A 19,390-nucleotide genomic window follows, 5' to 3' on the forward strand; every position below is an offset into this window, starting at 1 on the left:
AAACGAAAGTTAGAATGAAGAGAGAAATAATTCATTGTTCTGTCAGTGCCGTGTTATTATGCGACCGCCGTTTCCGGTGCCGGTGGCAAGCTCGCGAGCAAAGCGCGCCAATCTTCCCGTTCTTGTTCTCCTGCACTTCGTTTTCCAAAAAATTGGATGATCATTTCACCATTATGATCAAACACTTCAAGAGAACTCACATAGCCGTCGCTGGTTGGCTTTCTGACGTGCCAGATACGTGAAATACCGGATGTGAGGAGATGAAGATGGAATTTTTCATCAAGAATATTGAACCAGTCGTCGAGTTTTTTCAATTTCTCGACTGTGCCGGTGAATATCTGGATACAGCCATTATTGCCAACAAAACACATAATAGGCACACTGTTATCTACCGCACCATGAAGTAAAAGCTCTACCGAATTCGATCTCACCTCGTTGGCAAATTCACTACCGACGATTTTCACAGCCTCATGGCGACCGATTTTTAATTCCTTCAATATATCATGGAGTTGGTGCACGTCTGTCATTTGTCGCCAACGATTGCGAAATTCTTCTATATCGGCATTATGAGGAGGATGATCGCTCGAAGGATTAGGGACTAAAACCTCGATAGGTGCTTGTGGAGCGTCGACTTTAAAAAGATCAGTAAACTTATTCCATTCGTCAATATTCGTCGCCATTTCCGGATAAAGTTTGAAAACTGCCGAACCATAGGCATCGAAAAATTGAAGGCTTTTTACCGCGCGGTCATGAACCTGCATGTCTCTGACAAACGAAAATTTCCAATTTTTCTGAAAAATACGAAGGTCTATTTGACCGAGTGTCATTGAAACGTCATTACCGGGAAACACATTCTGGAAATGCCCCTTTTTCTCGCTCACGGCATAGTCATTGCGGGTGAGCGCCATGATTTCTCCGAGCTTGTGGGCATTTTTCAACAATAGCGGAATATCAACTTTCAATTGTTCGGCTTGACCGACTGTCGTGAGTGCCGAGACCAGTTCGGCTTCTGAAATACCGATTGATTTGGCAAATTCCCGATCACGCAAATCCTTGTGTTTTTCACGTAAAGAAAGAATTCTTTCGCTCTCCATAGCCATGAATGTTCGCCCTTCTATTTATTCAGAATAAGTTTACCAAAACGGGTAATTTTCAGCCGATATGTGGCCCCGTCATGAAGAATAAATATTTCATTATTCGCGCCGAATAATGCTTTGCTATCAATCGTTAACGGTGCCGCTTTCAGTCGCCCGTCCGATTGCCTTTTGGTGTTCGTTCCCATCATATTTTACCCAATAATTTTAAATATGATAATATTTATCATGTTTTATGGGGAAGTGCGACATATTTGTGAATTCGGAATTACAAAATGCCTTGAGTTATTTTTAGCTCTCTCTTTACCCATGTTGTTCTTCAAACGTCAGACAACCTTTTCGTGACATTTTCCGAACATTTAGCGTGTAAAATTGATAGAGAGATGCATCTTTCCTATTCATTGTCCCGATGTTTCTCACTCTGCTAGAATTTCTGGGTAAACGATATTTTGAATGTTCGACCCGGCTGGCTATAAGCATCTTTTGGTGACGATGGCGCTGATGGAAGATCGACAGCATTCCAATAACGTTTGTCGAATAAGTTGTAGATACCGGCTTGCAATCGTGGACCTTTTTTACCAACAGGTTCCCACCAACCGGTGAGATCAAGAAGGGTATATCCGGGGGTTTTTGCAAAATCGGAGTTTTCTTCGACCTTATTGCGTTTGCCTGCGGCTGTCAGTGAAAGATCGGAACCCCATTGTTCACGCGAATAGCCAACTCCGATAACGCCCTTCAAAGCAGGGATTGAATTCAGGTGTTCATCATTATCTGTGTCTTTGCCTTCGGCATAGGCGATTGCAAGATTGCTATGCCAGCCGCTAGAAAAAACAATATGACCTCTTGCTTCGACACCCGAAATCCGGACATGGGCCCGATTGATATAATTTAAACGTTGCAGCATGAAATCACGATCGGCACCGAGATCGATCTCGTCGATAAAATTGCGATAGTAATTGGAAAACAGACTGATAGAGCCACCGAGATTGTCATCGCCGAGATGGGCTCCGATATCGTAGCCATTGCTTGTTTCCGGTTTTAGATCAGGATTGCCGCGCGTATAATAGAAGCCGGGATTGGTGTAGTTCAGATAAAGTTCTGTAACACTGGGAGCGCGAAAGGCTTGAGCCCATTGCGCATATAATGTCACCTGTTGGACTGCATCCCATTCCAAGCGCAATTTCGGCGAAAGATGAGAATCGCTGTTGCTTGATGGGTAACCGTTAAAACCTGCTGCGTGCTCATAAGTATAAGTGTCTTGCGGGCGATGGTCATACCAATCATATCTCAGTCCCGGAGTTAACCGTAAACGGTTATTAATCATGCCGATTTCATCTTCAACAGATAAACCGAATATAACACTGTCGGTATCGGGAGAATCCGATTGGTTGGTGTGCATGAATTTACAGGCCATAAAAGGCCCTTTGAAAGGGGGCGGGGGGCAGTTATCGTGACCAGCAGCATATTGCTGAAATTTTGAAGACGAAGCTTCGGTTGCCAACCGAAGAGTATGGGTAGCCGAACCCGCGTCGAACTTTTTTAAACCCGCGAGATTAAGTCCGTAATCGGTATCGCGAATAAGATTGTCGCGCATATAATACCCCTTCGGGATAGATAAGCGGTCAGATTCCGATTTTTCATCATTTCGCTGTCGCTGCCAGTATAAAATGGCGTGGCCTTCATCGATAACGCCACCACCATTATAGTCATACGACATGGATAGGCGTTCCCGACGTTTTTCGTCTTCTTCTGTACCGGAACCGGGACGATAGGTTGTCGTCGAAAGGTTGTATGTATCGATATCTTTCGAAAGATTGAAACGTTCTGCGGTGAAGCCCAAACGCTGGCTTCCATCAATATGTTGGTAAAGTTTGAACAGCAAATTATCCTGATCAAAATTGGCAGGGTTGTTTTCTACTCTGTTTGTACCGTAGCCGCCTCCGTTACCGTTATTTTCGCGCTGTTTGCCGCGTGCGTATCCTCCCTGAAAGAGGGCATATGTCTGTTTGGCACGCATGGCGAAGGCTTCATTAATGCGCCAGCTACGATCGGTCGAATCGTAACTGCCTTTGGTCAGGCTTGCCCAATTTTTCTCGAGTGTCAGAAGATCCTCCGGGTCAAGCGTCCGGAGTGCCACAACTCCGCCCAAAGCGCCTGATCCATAAAGGCTGGAATCCGATCCGTGGATAATATCCAATGTCGAAAGCGAAGAAAAATCGAACATAGAGATGCCGCTTTTGACTTGTCGGGAGCCATCATAAAGCCAAGGAAGACGAATTCCGTCGATTGTCGTCAAAACGCGATTTTGATCAAGTCCGCGAATATTGAAACTGTCGCTATCCGAATTGTAACTGATAGATGGATCGAGACGATCAATGTCATGGACATCATCCACCTGTTTTTCAATAATATCTTCAGCCGTTTTACGAGTTGTCAAAATAGTCGGGCTGTTCCGTTTTAAAGAATTTGATGGTGACTTGACAATGACAGGATTGAGGAGCGGTGTATTTTTAGCCGTATCATTATCAACGTTTTCGGCAAAAACCGATAGCGGCATTGCGATTATGAGTCCCCCCAACGCAACACATGTTTTCAGTCTTGTCCCAATTTTCAGCAACATGCCTAATCCCTCGCTTTTGAGTGCTATCTAGTCAATAAAAAGCGCTTGGCTTGCTAGGCTTATAGGCTGGCTGGCTGAGCAAAATATCAACGCCCCGAACGTTGATGTTTTCGGTTATATAAAACATGACAATATTAATCAAGAAAAATTTGTGTTAAGCTCCTCCTGTCGGGGAGGGCGTGCATAAGCAATTTTTAGATGACAAAATTAAATAAATTCAAAAATACATTAATTCATAAAATATTTTTATTTTTAAAAAAATATATAATGAATTTTTATTAATTAATAAAATGAGTATTGTTATAATTTATATTAAAAAACTAATATTATCCCATGTATTATAAAATATTTTCTATATCATTTTACGGGAAACGGTTTTCTAAGAATTTATTTATAATCATTCAAATTGGGTTAAAAAGCCATTGTATGGGAAAAAAGCTTTGATTAAAACGGTTAACGGTGAGACCTCTGTCGGGAAATGTTCATGGTAATTCGTAAATTCTTCTGGCCTTTCATAACTATTGCTGTGTTTGTGGTTGTGATGGCAGTCTGGTTTGGTGTCGGCGGGCAGGAAAAGCATCTGTCGGAAGAGCTTGGGCAATTGCGCAGTGAAACAAACTGGCTATCTTATGACATTGACGGATTTGATGTCACTTTGCATGGATATGCTCCCGATAGCGGAGAACGTGACAAGGTGCTTGCCAAGGTTAAAGCCTTGAAAAATATCGGAACTGTCGAATCCGACATTATTTTGCTTTCAGACCAGACAAATAATTATCTTATGCTTGTGGTCGATCAGGATAGCATTACAATTCGCGGAACTATCCCGATTGGGCTTGCTCGATTTGGTTTGATCAACCAGATATCTGCCATAAAGCCGGGAATGATGGTGTATGACGAACTGGATGTAGGCGCCATTATGCCTGAAAAATTCAAACAGGCTTTTTCTTTCTTTCTGGATATATTGCCGGATATGACGACGGGTGTCATTGCCCTCAAAGGTGATAAATTGACGCTAGACCGCGCTACGCTCTATAAACTAAGAGACCGTCAAACTTCGGATAAAAATATTAAAATACCGGAAAATTACCAATTGGATGATAGATGTATCTGGGATAAACCCGAAGGCGGTTATTGGCAAAATTCTTGTTCGGAATGAAAAATCGGAGCCTAATTATCGAAACCGGCTTTGCTTGGCGCGGATAGAAAGAACTAAAGCATAACGATTATTTGCCAAACCATTTTGATAAATATTTGCTTCAACTTGGCAGTGTCATAACCGTTACTTCAAAGATGGTAGGTGTCAGAACCAATCCGTTAACAAGCCGGAATCCCTATGACCTCGATAATCCTGATAACCAATATAATCCATGTTATTATGTCGGTGCTGGATATGTTTTCATTTCATGACAAGCTCATTCAATCAGGGCTATAGTCTATACACGGTCTCGTTCGTATATATAGTATATAAAAATCATGATAAATTGCGATACAAAATAAACATTTAAGTAGCGGCTACCCAATGAAAAATATGATTATCTGAACACGTCTTTATTAAATACACTATTTTAGTATAATTATTTTATAAAAAAATTTAAGAAATAATTTTGACGAGTTTTACCAACATTATGAGATATATTATTTCATAAATACTCGGATTTATGGTCTATTGCGCCGATTTGACGGAATTGAAGAGCGAAATTCATTTATTCTTCAACTGTGACGACCGGCGGTTAGGTCAACATTAATATCGGCAGTGCCGGTAAGGCGTGCTTTATAAACCTGATAGTTTTCCATGACACGCATGACATAGTCGCGGGTTTCTGAATAAGGAATACGTTCGACCCAGTCGACAACCCAATCGACCGATTGCCCGCGCGGGTCACCATAGCGACCGATCCATTCATTGGCGCGTCGTGGACCGGCATTATAGCCGATAAAGGTCAGGATATAGGAGCCGTTGAAGCGGTCAAGTTGTTCGCCGAGGAAATGTGCACCTAAAGTCGCATTATAGCCGGCATCGGTTGCCAATTTTTCCGGTTGCCATTTTATCGAATTTTTGATTGCAACCGCTTTTGCCGTTGTCGGAAGAAGTTGCAACATGCCTTTGGCACCCGCACCTGAAACCGCATCGGTTTTAAATTCGCTTTCTTGCCTTGCAATGGCATAGGCAAGTGCCTTGCCGGAAGCCGAAATATTGGCCGTTTCGGGAATTGCTCCGACAGGGTGGGAGAGGGATCCGACATCCATACCCCTGATGACCGCACTTTTGCCGATCTTCAAGCTCGTATAATGGTCGCCTTTACGCTCTGCCATAACAGCGAGCATAGCAAGCTCACCCGGGCTATCAAGTTCCTCTCCGAGTTCACGATAAAGGACGCCTGCGCGATCGGAATATCCGATCGCTTCAAGTCTCTTTATAGCCATAACCGGTTCGCGTGATTCAAAACGCTGGCGATCACTTGCGGTTGGCTTCGGATAAGGAATTTCAAGCCTCTGTTCTCCAAGTCGGGCAGCCGAAAGTTGGCCATAAAAAGTAGTGCCATAATGGGCGGCGCGGCGGAAATATTGGATGGCGTTGCTACGATTTCCTTGTGCTTCGGCAGTTCTGCCCATCCAATAATACCCACGGGAGGCCGCAACCGGTCGTGAGGAAATTTGCACAATACGGGAAAAGTGTTGCATTGCCGTTTTATTATCACCTAAAAATCGCAGAGCATACCAGCCGGCATGAAATTCTGCGTCGGCTGCCAGTGTCGGACTTTCGGCTGAATGGGAGGCGGCCAGTTGATAGGCGATTTTCGGCTTGTTTTCATCAAGCATTTCGCGTGACAAAACACGCCGTTCAATCCACCACGCATCCGGGTCGACAAGCGTAAGTGCATCTTTCGGCGCTTTTAACATGAGCTTTGCCGCATCATCACATTGACCCGAGCGGCGCAAATATTGAATTTGGGCAAAAAGATAAAGCGAATCTTTGCGGAAGCTTTTATCAACGGCTGCAAGTTTTTGGCGGGCATTCGAGTCATTATTGGCAACAGCCGCATAACCGGCATAGAGAGACTGGGCATTTGCCAATTTTGCTACCCGTTCGGCAGAAGAAATACGATTGGCATAAAGCATTGCGCGCATGCGTTGGAGATGATCTGCCGGAAGCAATGCCGCGCCGGCTTTTTTCAACACGAGCTGTTCTTCCTGTGCACTGAGTTTTGCTTTATACCACCAAGGTGCAATGATTTGCCGTGCGCGTGCCGTTTGGCCGGTTTCAATCAGAGCACCGCCAAGGGCTGCCATGCCTTGTGCGGTTACAGGAACATAATTTCCAAAGCCGCTGATGATTGCTTGCGGGGAATTCATTTCACTGGCAAGCGCACGTTCTGAATTGCGGCGCATTGCTGTCATGCCGGGCCAGTCGTGCAATTCTTGCGCTGCGTTGAATATTTCGGAGCTCGGCACACCGGGAACACCGGATACACCGATTGCCCAAGTCAGAATGTGCCGATCCAGACTGTTTTTCGGCATATTGTTGCGGATTGCTATGGCATTCGATGCTTGTTTGCTGTAGAGCGCGTCGAGCCCCGATTTAAGACTTCCCGTGGCTATGCTGTTGACTGTCCGCGGAATGCCATTTGTTACAATAGCATCGGATTTTATCGTGACAGCGCTTTTCGATGTTGCAATGGACGGGCGGGCAAGTGGCACAGGCGCTTGACTTAAAGCCGAAGTCGCATGACTGTCAAAAATCGTGGAAAGCATGGTACTTGCCGCGAAGAATGAAATCATCGTTTTTTCTAGAACAGCTGATGTGTGATTGTGCATCATACTTCCAAAGACCCAATTTCCATCATTTTTGTAAGAGCATAAGTGCCAACTGTGAAAGACGGGTTAACGATTTTCTTCCTTTCGCCTATCAATAAAAAGAAAACATGTTATCGAATTTTTGTCTTGTTAAACTCTTTTGCAAGAGCGAATTATTTCGCTCGACCAAGACATGTCGGTAAGTTAAAATCAACTTGCGTCATTCGTATGGCGATACTATGGTTTAAAAGGCTTATTGAAGGGGCAAATGCCTTAATACCGAATATATAATCAGGGAGTTTACCATGCTCAAGGGAGCACTGACCGCACTTATTACACCTTTCGACAAAAACGGTAATGTTGCAGAAAAAACACTGTGTGATCTTGTCGAATGGCAGGTCAAACAAGGCATTAACGGTATTGTCCCCGTTGGAACGACCGGAGAATCGCCGACACTAAGCTATCAGGAACACAAACGCGTCATCGAACTATGTGTCCGGCAGGTCGCAAAACGTGTTCCGGTTATTGCCGGTGCCGGATCAAACAGCACAAAAGAAGCGGTTGAACTTGCAGAATTTGCAGAAAAGGCCGGTGCAGACGCGGTTCTGGTGGTTACTCCTTATTATAATAAGCCGAACCAGCGAGGAATGTATCAACACTTCTCGACTGTTGCTAAAGCTATTTCTATTCCGCTTGTCATCTATAATATTCCTGGCCGCTCGGTAATCGATATGACGGCCGATACAATGGCCAAGCTCCACCATGATTGTAAAAATATTATCGGTGTCAAGGACGCAACGGGCAAGATCGAGCGTGTTAGTGAGCAGCGCGAAAAATGTGGGAAGGATTTTGTTCAACTTTCAGGCGACGATAGCACGGCATTGGGATTTAATGCGCAGGGCGGTGTTGGCTGTATTTCTGTTACTTCCAATATTGCTCCTAAACAATGTGCCGAACTTTTTCAGGCATGCCGCGAAAACAATTTTGCCAAAGCACTTGAATTGAACGACCGCTTGATGCCGCTCAATCGTGCTCTCTTTTTGGAGCCGAGTCCTGCCGGTGTCAAATATGCCGCTGAAAAACTTGGTATCTGCACAAGCGTTGTCCGTTCGCCGATTGTACCAATCGAAGATACGACAAAACATATTATTGATGCTGCTTTGAAACATGCAGGTCTTGTCAACGATTAATAGCTGGCTATTTGGTAATTCATGAATAAAAAGAACACTTCCTCGGCCTATAAAGTTGTCGCTGATAACCGCAAGGCACGTTTCAATTATGAAATTCTGGACACATTGGAAGCCGGGGTGGTTCTGCAAGGTACAGAAGTCAAATCTCTGCGCTCGCATCACGGAAACATTGCCGAAAGCTATGCAAGTTTTGAAAATGGCGAGTTCTGGTTGATCAATTCCTATATCCCCGAATATACGCAAGGAAACAGATTCAATCACGATCCACGTCGATTGCGAAAACTCCTTGTTTCAAAACATGAAATGTCACGTTGGGCAAATGCCGTAGCACGAGAAGGAATGACGATTGTTCCTTTGAAACTTTATTTCAATGATCGTGGGCGGGTCAAACTGGAGATCGCGTTGGCCCGAGGCAAAAAGATTCACGACAAACGCGAAACGGAAAAGAAACGTGACTGGAATCGTGAAAAAGCACGCCTCATGCGTGAACGCGGTTAATGGTCTATATAACTCGAAAATTTGTCTGATGCGCTTGTTTATTATCTGATGCGCTTCTGTAAAAAGGTTTCATTCGCGGCTTTTCGTTTTTTAGATAGAAATCAATCCGCCTTGAAAGAAAATTAACTGACAAGAAACGGATGCCGGAAGAAAACCGGCCATTGGACGAGCCAAAAGACTTTTATAAGAGCACGCAATTGCCAACAGGCAAGGGGCGGCGCCAACAGGCAAGGGGGCACTTTAGCCTGAAACAGTCGAATGACGTGTAATATTCATATTCAAAAAGCGGTTTCGTCTTATCTAAAGACAAGACTTTTACTCAAAAAAATTGCCGCTTCGACGTTCCAAAGCAGGAAGATCGGTAGCGGACAAACAGCGTTTACGTTAATACAAAGCAAATCAATTACATTCGATCATTAAATCAGACTAGTTTTGATCAAGATAATCGCGTACTGCCGAAAAAATTTCATGAAACATCATCTCGGTCAGTCGGCCGGTATTGGTGTTATATCTTGAACAATGGTAACTTGGAAAAATGCGCAAATGTCCGATATCTGTGACCTTGCCATGTCCGAAGGGGTGCTGCGCAATTTTCGCACCAAGGGCGCGGACAGTTGATTGATGCGCAATTGATCCCAACGTTACAACGGCCTTTAATCTTGGCAAATTTTCAAGAAGCGGCGCAAAAAAGTGCCGGCATTGGTTGATTTCCGCTCCTGTCGGCTTGTTTTCAGGTGGAACACACCGCACAGCATTGACAATTGTTGTGTCAATAAGCTCCAAACTATCATCAACTCTTGCTTCAAAATTACCGCGGGCAAAGCCATATTTTTTTAACGTCGAATAGAGAAGGTCACCGGCATAGTCGCCCGTGAAAGGTCTGCCAGTGCGATTCGCACCTCTTAGTCCCGGCGCCAAACCGACTATGAGAAGTCGGGTCGAATCGGCGCCATCACAAGGCAAGAAAGGCTTAACCGGTCCATTATGCCAAAGTGGTTCCTTTTTTCGCCATTCTTCACGAAAATCGCGCAACCTCGGGCATAGGCCACAGTTTTGCAGAGGCTCCGGACAAATCCCCGCAATTTCTTTATTCCCCGCTATTTCTTTAATCAAAGTCCGAAGCATCAGTAGAGTTCATCGTCGTCCGTGTCATCGTCACTGCCGACCGGATATTCTTTTTGCGGTTTATCTGAAGGAGCACGACCAATTTCAGGCTTCAAGGTTGTAAGATCGATGAAGTGGTCAGCTTGTCTCCTGAGTTCATCTGAAATCATTGCCGGTTGCGTTGTCAGTGTCGAGACAACACTTACCTTGCGTCCGCGCCGCTGAAGCGCTTCAACAAGGGAACGAAAATCACCATCGCCGGAAAAAATGACAAAATGATCGACAGTGTCAGAAAGCTCCATGGCATCAACTGCGAGTTCGATGTCCATATTGCCTTTTACTTTACGCCGTCCTGCCGGATCGGTAAATTCGCGAGCATTTTTGGTGATTACACGATAGCCATTATAATCGAGCCAGTCGATCAAGGGGCGTATTGACGAGTATTCCTGATCTTCGATCAGGGCTGTGTAATAATAGGCTCTGAGCAAATAGCCGCGTTTCTGGAAAGCTTTTAAAAGTTTGCGATAATCAATATCGAATCCGAGTGTTTTCGAGGTCGCGTAAAGGTTCGCTCCGTCGATAAAAAGGGCTATTTTTTCTCTTGGGTCAAACATAATTTTATATCCATTTTACCATAAAGGTCTAATTAACAAATTATTACCGCTAGATATGTCAGCTCTGTGGGCACTTGCCAAGAGAGGTTTTTGGAAAAATTATCAAGTGAATGCGGTTTTTCTTGTTTTTTGATTTCAAATTGTATATGCCAAAAGCAATTCCATCAATTTGCGAACTCTGAGGAAAGGGGCATCTATGGCCCGCGTTACGGTAGAAGATTGTATTGATAAGGTTGATAACCGCTTTGAACTGGTGCTTTTGGCAGCCCATCGTGCGCGCCAAATATCGCAAGGCGCTCAGATCACTGTAGATCGAGACAATGACAAAAATCCTGTTGTGGCTTTGCGCGAAATTGCTGACGAGACATTGTCACCGGCAGATCTCAAGGAAGATCTCATCCACTCGTTGCAAAAGCATGTCGAAGTGGACGAGCCAGAGCCGGAACCGGCTTTGATTGGTCATAGCGAAGAGGCCAATGATGTATTCGGTTCGAATGGCGAAAAGTCGGACGACAAGGTCTCATTCGATCATATGTCGGAAGATGAACTTCTTGCCGGTATTGAAGGCTTGGTCGCTCCGGAAAAAAATGACGATTATTGATCATTTTTCCATATTTTAACTGTGAATATGCGCTTCCGGTTTGGCAGCGCATATTTTTTGTGCTTTTTGCTTGTTGTATTGTTATTTTTAGTTACATGATATGCATATCGCTTAAGAAGGGGAGTATGCCGGAATGATGCGTCAGTACGAGCTTGTCGAGCGTGTCCAGCGTTACAAGCCTGACGTCAACGAAGCATTGCTCAATAAAGCCTATGTTTATGCCATGCAGAAGCATGGTTCGCAAAAACGTGCGTCCGGTGACCCTTATTTCTCCCATCCTTTGGAAGTGGCCGCAATTCTCACAGATATGCATCTTGATGAAGCAACGATCGCTGTGGCGCTGCTCCACGACACTATTGAAGATACGAGTGCCACACGTGCGGAAATCGACCAACTTTTTGGCCCCGAAATCGGCAAATTGGTTGAAGGGCTGACGAAACTTAAAAAACTTGATCTGGTTTCGAAAAAAGCCATACAGGCCGAAAATTTAAGAAAGCTTTTGATCGCTATTTCGGAAGACGTTCGGGTTCTCCTCGTCAAGCTTGCCGACCGTTTGCACAATATGCGCACTCTTGGTGTAATGCGCGAGGAAAAGCGCCGCCGTATTGCAGAAGAAACCATGGATATCTATGCCCCGCTTGCCGGTCGTATGGGTATGCAGGATATGCGCGAAGAACTCGAGGATCGCGCTTTTTTCTATCTTAATCCCGAAGCTTATCGCGCGGTAACCGATCGGCTGGCCGATCTTTCGGAGCGTAATCGTGACCTGTTGTCGACAATTGAAAAAGATTTAACCAAGCTTTTTGCCGAATATGGCATAAAAGCCTATGTGAAGAGCAGGCAGAAAAAGCCTTATTCGGTTTTTAGAAAAATGGAAACCAAAGCGCTCTCATTCGAACAATTGTCGGATATTTATGGTTTCCGTGTGATTGTTGATAGTGTCGCCGATTGTTATCGTGCTTTGGGTATTATCCATACAACCTGGCCGATGGTCCCCGGACGATTCAAAGATTATATTTCAATTCCCAAACAGAATGACTATCGTTCGATCCACACAACCATTGTCGGGCCATCACGCCAACGCGTTGAACTACAAATCAGAACACGGGAAATGGACGAGATAGCCGAATATGGTGTGGCGGCTCATTCGATCTATAAAGACCGCGGTTCCAATAATTCCCCGAGCAAGCTCGAAAATGAAACCAATGCCTATGCATGGTTACGCCAAACGATACAATCATTGTCCGAAGGGGATAATCCTGAAGAATTTCTCGAACATACAAAACTGGAATTGTTTCAGGATCAGGTTTTCTGCTTTACCCCGAAGGGGCGCCTTATTGCCTTACCTAAAGGGGCAACGCCTATTGATTTTGCTTATGCTGTCCATACTGATGTCGGCGACTCCTGTGTCGGCGTAAAAATCAACGGACGCATCATGCCACTCATGACAGCGCTTAGAAATGGCGACGAAGTCGAAATTATCCGCTCGAAGGCGCAGGTACCACCGGCTGCCTGGGAATCACTTGTTGTTACAGGTAAGGCACGTGCAGCCATCAGAAGGGCAACGCGTGTGGCTGTTCGCAAACAATATTCTGGTTTGGGAACGCGTATATTGGAGCGGACATTCGAACGTGCCGGCAAGCAGTTTTCCAAAGAGGAATTAAAAAAGGTCTTGCCGCGCTTGGCACGGCTGGATGTCGATGATGTTCTAGCGGCTGTCGGACGTGGAGAATTGCCTTCTTCCGATGTTGTCAAAGCAGTCTACCCCGATTATCAGGATAACCGCGCCCAACAAAAGCCGAACGTCAATCCGCGTGAAGAAGGTTGGTTCAATATCCAGAATGCACAGGGTATGCTGTTTAAAGTACCTGAAGGCGATAAGAGCAAGCCGGTTGGTCCCTATCAGGAAGACCATGCTTTGCCAATTCGTGGTACACATGGTGATGTTCCGGTGCGTTTTGCGCCGGAAGGAGCGGTTCCGGGTGACAGAATTGTCGGAATTATGCAACCAGGAGCCGGTATCGTCATTTATCCTATACAGTCACCTGCTTTGAAGGCTTTTGATGACCAGCCGGAAAGGTGGATTGATGTGCGCTGGGACATTGATGCGGCAATGACAGAACGTTTTCCTGCCCGTATCAGTGTATTGGCAATTAATTCTCCCGGGTCATTGGCCGAGGTCTCGCAAGCAATAGCGGGCAATGATGCGAATATACAGAATTTGTCAATGGTACGAACCGCACCGGATTTTACCGAAATGATCATCGATCTAGAAGTTTGGGACTTAAAACACTTGAACAGAATTCTTACTCAACTTAAAGAGGCTGCATCGGTAAGTACGGCTGAGCGTGTCAATGGCTGAGTAATCCGGGGTTGAGTAATCGGGTGCTGAGTAATCGGGTTCTAAGCGGTTGCTCGTGATAGATGGAAAAATTGTCGGAATTTTATCGACTTGAAAATGCGAGGCGAATTGTTTCGCCTGAATGACTGAGGTTGATCTATGAATACGCAGGATGTGCTGGATATTTTTAAAAAAGCGGGTGCAATATTGGAAGGTCATTTCATTTTGACCTCCGGCCGACATAGCGCAATCTACATGCAGAAGGCAAAGGTCTTTATGCATGCCGATATGACTGAAAAATTGTGTCGCGCTCTTGCTGATAAAATACGCGAAAATGTAAAAGGCAAAATAGATTACGTTGTAGGACCTGCTATTGGCGGACTTATCCCTTCTTATGAAACGTCCCGTCATTTAGGCGTACCGTCTATCTGGGTCGAGCGTGAAAACGGAAAATTCAGATTGCGCCGGTTCGACATTCCAAAAGGTTCGCGTGTGGTCATTGTCGAAGATATTGTAACGACAGGCCTTTCCATAAGAGAAACCATTGAGGCTATGCGTGAAGCAGGGGCGGAAATTCTGGCTGCGGCCTGTATCGTTGACCGGTCGGCTGGAAAAGTAGACGTAGGTGTGCCGCTTATTCCACTTGCCGAATATGCAGTTCCTTCTTATCCGGCCGATCAAATTCCGGCCGAGTTGGCTAAAATTCCGGCAATAAAACCGGGGAGCAGAAATATATAATTGTTTTCTTTAAATGTCGCCTTATCTCATTTATCATAGGTTGAGTAAAAGCGGGCCGGTCAACAATTATCATTGATGGAAGAAGATTTGATTTCAAGCACTGACGCACATTGTCCGAATTGTTCGGGCGAAATCAAAAATGGTGAGCGTTGTCAATTATGTATGGTGCATGATTTGGCAATGTGCGCCCCGTTGCACGACGATGACTTGAACGAACTTGAAAGTTTGAAAAATCGTGAAAGCTTTTCGTCCGGAGCTGCCATTTTTCAGGAAGGGAGTGCACGCGAGAAGATTTACACGATTGTCTCGGGTGCTGTCCGGCTTGTCAAAACGTTGAACGATGGTCGTCGCTGCATTACCGGATTTGCTTTTGCCGGTGATTTTTTAGGCTTTGTCGAAGCGGGGTCACATATTTTAACAGCAGAAGCCATTACGCCGGTTATTGTTTGTTCTTTTGATCGAAGAATGATTGAAAACTATTTACGCCAACACTCCGAAGTGCGTGATCGTGTTCTTGATATGGCAAAGAATGCTTTGCAGCGTTCTTACGAAAACCAGCTTATTTTGAGCCGTTTGTCACCTGTCGAAAAAGTCGCGCGGTTTCTTTTTGATATGATAAGGCGGATGGAAAACAATCGCTTACGCGCTTCACCTCTTACTTTGTTGATGAATAGAACAGACATTGCCGATCATCTCGGTTTGACAATCGAAACTGTCAGTCGCTGTTTTTCAAAACTCAAAGTGCAAGGGGTAATAAAACTCCTCTCCGTCAATCAGGTAGAGATCGTTGACCAGACATTGTTGAAGCAGATTGCCGCGATTACCGGCGAGGTTGAATAGTGTCTGATCTATAACTATGTGTTAGAGAATGTGAAACGAAGAAATCTGCAAATCCAACATGGAAGGATAAAAGATGAAAACGGAAACACTGTTGCATTACGCGACATTGGCGGTCCCCCGTTACACGTCCTATCCTACAGCAGCAGATTTTGTTACTGTTACCGATCAGCAAAGGGCAGCTTGGCTTGGCAAGATAAAGGCTGACGAGGCTGTATCAATCTATATCCATGTGCCATATTGCAGGCAACTTTGCTATTATTGTGGTTGTCATGCCAAAGCCACGAAGAAAGATGATGCAATCGTCGGCTATGCTGAAAGTCTCGTGAAAGACATCAAGCTGCAAGCGCAACATTTACATGGCAAACCCCGCATTGTGCATTTGCACTGGGGTGGCGGAACACCGTCCATTCTGCCACGTCAATCGTTTCTTGCGATTATGGAAACCTTGCATGAATTCTTCACTTTCGATGAAAAAGCAGAACACGCCATAGAGCTAGATCCGCGCACTGTTACCCGTGATCTCGTCAAGACATTACTGGAAATAGGTGTCAATCGTGCAAGCCTTGGTGTTCAGGATGTCAATCCACAAGTTCAAAAAGCAATCGGCCGCATCCAGCCCGCATCAGTGGTTAAACGTTCCGTCGATAATCTCCGCGAGGCAGGTATCAAGCATATCAATTTTGATTTGATCTATGGGCTTCCACTTCAGACAATCGAGACGCTGAATGATACATGCCGGACAATCGGAGACTATCGTCCTGATCGTATCGCTTGTTATGGTTATGCTCATTTGCCGAAAAGGCGTGCCAATCAACGCCTGATCGATGCGGCATTGCTTCCCGGTCCGCTTGAACGTTTTCATCAGGCTGAAGCAGTTGAAAAAAATCTTGTCGCTATGGGGTATATTCCGATCGGTATTGATCATTTCGCACTTCCTGAAGACCATTTGGCGGTTGCGGCAAAACACCATAATCTACATCGTAATTTTCAAGGTTATACCGATGATGACTGTCCGGTTCTCATCGGGTTCGGTTGTTCTTCAATATCGGAATTTCATGACGGATTTGCCCAGACAGTCGCTGGAATTGCGCAATATCGCCGTACAATTGATGCAAATGAAATGGCAACGGTGCGCGGCATTGCTACAAATGACGATGACCGGCTCCGCGCGGTCATGATTGGCGAACTCATGTGCAATTTTAAGCTGGATCTTTCGAAATTTGGCGGAAAAGCGAAATTTCAGGATGCTCTGGACCGCCTAAAACCGATTATTGCCGACGGGATTGCCGTTGAACATGATGGTGTTATCGAGATGACAGAAGAAGGTCGGCCTTTCGTTCGGGCGGTTGCGAGCCTGTTTGATGCATATCGCCAGCAGAATATTGCCCAATTCAGTGCAGCCGTTTAGATTATCCTGAAAATTTTGTTGCCGGAAATTTTGTTACCAGTAATTTTGTTGCCAAGAATTTTGTTCTAAGACAAATAGCCGGTTGGCATATAGCCCGTTGCGGAAATAGCCGATTGCGAGAATTGCGTTTGTCAGGCTCGTCCGGTGCGTATTTTCGGAAGAAAAACCGCAATAAGGCCAAGTGCCGGCATATAAGAGCAAATTTCAAACATTGTCTGCGAACCGACAATATCCATGACACGACCGAGTGCGGCAGCAGATAAAGCTCCAATTCCGAATGAAAGACCGAAAAACAGCCCCGCCACCGTTCCGACTTTTCCTGGCATCAGTTCCTGTGCGAAAACCACTATTGCCGGAAATGCCGACGCCAGAATCATTCCGATAATAACGGTGAGAATTGCCGTGAAAGGCAAGCTCACATAGGGCAGAATGACGGTGAAAGGAAATACGCCCAGAATAGACACCCAGATGACGGTTCTGGCACCGATACGATCACCTATGGGGCCACCGAATATCGTGCCGATTGCAATTCCTCCGAGATAGAGGAACAGCAAAAGCTGGGCCTGATGGAGACTGACACCGAATTTTTCCATTGTGTAGAACATATAATAGTTCTGCATGCTGGCCATGTAGACATATTTGGCAAACATTAAGCCGACAAGAACGAATATGGCATTACGAACTTTGGCTTTGGGCAAGTGATGTTGATTGGCAGACGTTTTTTTGGTCAAACGTCTTTTGAGGTTATTGGCATACCAATGGCTTACAAAAGTCAGAATTATGATACCGAAAAAGGCAAGAAGGGAAAGCCAGCCGATGCGTTGTTGCTGGCTGATAAATGCAGCCGCTATCACCGGTCCGATTGCCGAACCGCAATTGCCGCCAACTTGAAATATAGACTGTGCGATGCCATATTTCCCGCCGGACGCCAGACGGGCAACACGTGAAGCCTCGGGGTGGAAGATGGATGACCCCAGTCCGACAAAGGCCGAGCCGATCAATAGAATGTAATAATGATGTGCATTGGCGAGCAAAAGCAGCCCGACCATGGTTGAAGCAGAAGCAAAAGGTAAAGAATAGGGACTTGGCTTCTTGTCTGTATAAAAGCCGATAAGAGGTTGTAGAACCGAGCCGGTCATTTGGTAAACGGCGGTGATAATACCGATCTGGAGAAAGGTCAGGCCATAATTGTAACGCAAAATGGGATAAATGGCGGGAAGCATGGATTGCATGACATCGTTCAAAAAATGTCCACAACTCACAGCGAAGATTATGGAAATAAAAGTAGTTTCCACTTGTCCGGCGGTACCGCTTTTCGGTATGGTCATGTCCTCTTCTCTCCCATGGATGAAGATTTTTTAACTTTTAAAATAATGGCCAGCAAGCTAAAAATCTGTAGGGTAAAGTGATTGTGTTGTTGAATAGAAGCGAAAAATTCAGGTTAGGACAATAATTTGAATATTAAAGATTGTCTCGTGCTGTCGGGGCGTTTATGAAGACAAAATGCTTTTTCGCCGAAGAAAACCTGTAAGTTTCTTGGAACGGATACGTGTGTGGTTGTGGCCACGGCGGTCATTTTCTCGTTCATTGAAATATTACGGAAAACGCTTGTTACGTATCTCTGCAACGCCGCATCAGGTGGCGTTGGGATTTGCTATTGGTGTTTTGGCTGCCAGTTCCCCATTATTCGGGCTTCATATCATTCTCGCAGGGGTGGTAACCTGGCTTTTGCGTGGAAATGTAGCGGCAGCCATTCTCGGCACAATGCTTTCCAATCCGTTGACATTTCTGCCGATTGTGATGCTTGATTATAAACTTGGACATTTCTGTTTTTCGTTTTTTGGCAATGCTGACGAAATACCATTGGCTGAAATACGTGCAATGTTTGAAGGTCTTTCAGTTTCTCAAGCCTGGGGAATTCTGCTTGAAGCGTGGGACACAGTCATGAAGCCCATTCTTTTTGGAGGATTGATCCTCGGATTGTTTTTGGGAAGTTTGGCCTATATTTGTGCTTATCGCGCAACCGCCCGCTTTCAAAAACACAGGCAGGAAAAAATGGCCGAAAAGGTGCGTGTGCGGCTTGAGAAGGAAGATAAACAAGGTGCTTGGCAGTGATTCTTGGTATTGGCAATGATATGATTGATATTCGCAGGGTTGAAAAAACTCTTGCGCGTCATGGCAGCCGTTTTACCGAACGGATTTTTACTTCTGTCGAAAGAATAAAATCGGAGGGAAGGAAAAATCGCGTTGCCTCATATGCCAAGCGTTTTGCAGCAAAAGAAGCTTGTGCAAAAGCGCTTGGCACCGGCATTTCTCGCGGCGTGTGGTGGAAAGATATGGGGGTTGTCAACCTGCCAAGCGGAAAACCCACAATGGAGCTCACCAATAATGCAAAAAGATTTCTTGAAAAAATGACACCCGAAGGGCACAAAGCGATTATTCATTTGACAATTACGGACGATTTTCCTTGGGCACAGGCTTTTGTAATTATCGAGGCGGTTTCTTTTCAAGAGATTGCTTGAAGTACGATATAAATAGAATTCA

17 protein-coding genes are annotated in these 19,390 nt (G+C 45.1%); 10 read left to right on the forward strand and 7 right to left on the reverse strand.

The window, feature by feature from the left end:
• Positions 1-56: 56 nt before the first annotated feature.
• From H3S82_RS05185 to H3S82_RS05195, 3 genes are all read right to left on the reverse strand, one after another.
• Positions 57-1,100 carry a hemin-degrading factor gene (locus tag H3S82_RS05185; RefSeq protein ID WP_198232270.1) on the reverse strand — a complete coding sequence of 348 codons (1,044 nt, stop codon included), beginning with the start codon at positions 1,098-1,100 and terminating at the stop codon, positions 57-59.
• Between the two features lie 14 nt (positions 1,101-1,114).
• Positions 1,115-1,285 carry a hemin uptake protein HemP gene (gene hemP / locus H3S82_RS05190; protein ID WP_078039299.1) on the reverse strand — a complete coding sequence of 57 codons (171 nt, stop codon included), beginning with the start codon at positions 1,283-1,285 and terminating at the stop codon, positions 1,115-1,117.
• 233 nt (positions 1,286-1,518) lie between these two features.
• Positions 1,519-3,714, reverse strand: coding sequence for a TonB-dependent hemoglobin/transferrin/lactoferrin family receptor (locus H3S82_RS05195; RefSeq protein WP_198232271.1), 2,196 nt, complete (start codon positions 3,712-3,714; stop codon positions 1,519-1,521).
• Between the two features lie 484 nt (positions 3,715-4,198).
• Here H3S82_RS05195 and H3S82_RS05200 point away from each other — a divergent pair, with 484 nt between their 5' ends.
• Positions 4,199-4,873 carry a hypothetical protein gene (locus tag H3S82_RS05200; protein WP_198232272.1) on the forward strand — a complete coding sequence of 225 codons (675 nt, stop codon included), beginning with the start codon at positions 4,199-4,201 and terminating at the stop codon, positions 4,871-4,873.
• A gap of 554 nt (positions 4,874-5,427) precedes the next feature.
• On the opposite strand, the gene H3S82_RS05205 is transcribed toward H3S82_RS05200, so the two are convergent.
• Positions 5,428-7,497 (reverse strand): transglycosylase SLT domain-containing protein, encoded by a 2,070-nt coding sequence (locus H3S82_RS05205; protein WP_198232273.1) that lies wholly within the window; start codon positions 7,495-7,497, stop codon positions 5,428-5,430.
• 320 nt (positions 7,498-7,817) lie between these two features.
• On the opposite strand from H3S82_RS05205, the gene dapA reads away from it, so the two are divergent.
• Positions 7,818-8,702 (forward strand): 4-hydroxy-tetrahydrodipicolinate synthase, encoded by an 885-nt coding sequence (dapA, locus tag H3S82_RS05210; RefSeq protein WP_198232274.1) that lies wholly within the window; start codon positions 7,818-7,820, stop codon positions 8,700-8,702.
• A gap of 21 nt (positions 8,703-8,723) precedes the next feature.
• The gene (gene smpB, locus H3S82_RS05215; RefSeq protein WP_198224995.1) at positions 8,724-9,200 is read left to right on the forward strand and encodes an SsrA-binding protein SmpB; all 477 of its coding nucleotides are present in this window, start codon (positions 8,724-8,726) and stop codon (positions 9,198-9,200) included.
• A gap of 426 nt (positions 9,201-9,626) precedes the next feature.
• On the opposite strand, the gene H3S82_RS05220 is transcribed toward smpB, so the two are convergent.
• The gene (locus tag H3S82_RS05220; RefSeq protein ID WP_198232275.1) at positions 9,627-10,325 is read right to left on the reverse strand and encodes a uracil-DNA glycosylase; all 699 of its coding nucleotides are present in this window, start codon (positions 10,323-10,325) and stop codon (positions 9,627-9,629) included.
• A complete protein-coding gene (locus tag H3S82_RS05225; protein WP_077970916.1) occupies positions 10,325-10,918 on the reverse strand; it encodes an NYN domain-containing protein in 594 nt (197 codons plus the stop codon). The genes H3S82_RS05220 and H3S82_RS05225 overlap by 1 nt, the downstream gene beginning before the upstream one ends.
• Positions 10,919-11,114: 196 nt before the next feature.
• Between H3S82_RS05225 and rpoZ the strand changes: the two genes are divergently transcribed.
• The 5 genes from rpoZ (at position 11,115) to hemN (ending at position 16,846) form a co-directional block, all read left to right on the forward strand.
• Positions 11,115-11,519 (forward strand): DNA-directed RNA polymerase subunit omega, encoded by a 405-nt coding sequence (gene rpoZ / locus H3S82_RS05230; RefSeq protein WP_077970917.1) that lies wholly within the window; start codon positions 11,115-11,117, stop codon positions 11,517-11,519.
• Between the two features lie 133 nt (positions 11,520-11,652).
• Complete coding sequence (locus tag H3S82_RS05235) at positions 11,653-13,881, forward strand: bifunctional (p)ppGpp synthetase/guanosine-3',5'-bis(diphosphate) 3'-pyrophosphohydrolase (protein ID WP_198232276.1); 2,229 nt, start codon at positions 11,653-11,655, stop codon at positions 13,879-13,881.
• A 138-nt stretch (positions 13,882-14,019) separates the two neighbouring features.
• Positions 14,020-14,598: an orotate phosphoribosyltransferase gene (gene pyrE / locus H3S82_RS05240; RefSeq protein WP_077970919.1), complete on the forward strand. Its 579-nt coding sequence runs from the start codon at positions 14,020-14,022 to the stop codon at positions 14,596-14,598.
• Between the two features lie 87 nt (positions 14,599-14,685).
• On the forward strand, positions 14,686-15,438 hold the full coding sequence (locus tag H3S82_RS05245; RefSeq protein WP_188317769.1) for a helix-turn-helix domain-containing protein: 753 nt from the start codon (positions 14,686-14,688) through the stop codon (positions 15,436-15,438).
• 73 nt (positions 15,439-15,511) lie between these two features.
• A complete protein-coding gene (gene hemN / locus H3S82_RS05250) occupies positions 15,512-16,846 on the forward strand; it encodes an oxygen-independent coproporphyrinogen III oxidase (RefSeq protein ID WP_198232277.1) in 1,335 nt (444 codons plus the stop codon).
• A 131-nt stretch (positions 16,847-16,977) separates the two neighbouring features.
• Here the strand turns inward: hemN and H3S82_RS05255 are convergent, their stop codons facing one another.
• Positions 16,978-18,174: an MFS transporter gene (locus tag H3S82_RS05255; protein ID WP_198232278.1), complete on the reverse strand. Its 1,197-nt coding sequence runs from the start codon at positions 18,172-18,174 to the stop codon at positions 16,978-16,980.
• A 175-nt stretch (positions 18,175-18,349) separates the two neighbouring features.
• Between H3S82_RS05255 and H3S82_RS05260 the strand changes: the two genes are divergently transcribed.
• Both H3S82_RS05260 and acpS read left to right on the forward strand, forming a co-directional pair.
• Positions 18,350-18,961: a DUF2062 domain-containing protein gene (locus H3S82_RS05260; protein WP_198232279.1), complete on the forward strand. Its 612-nt coding sequence runs from the start codon at positions 18,350-18,352 to the stop codon at positions 18,959-18,961.
• Positions 18,958-19,368, forward strand: a complete 411-nt coding sequence (gene acpS, locus H3S82_RS05265; protein ID WP_077970926.1) for a holo-ACP synthase — start codon at positions 18,958-18,960, stop codon at positions 19,366-19,368. The genes H3S82_RS05260 and acpS overlap by 4 nt, the downstream gene beginning before the upstream one ends.
• Positions 19,369-19,390: the final 22 nt, after the last annotated feature.

It is taken from the genome of Bartonella sp. M0192, from assembly GCF_016102305.1.
GTDB classification, from domain to species: domain Bacteria; phylum Pseudomonadota; class Alphaproteobacteria; order Rhizobiales; family Rhizobiaceae; genus Bartonella; species Bartonella apihabitans.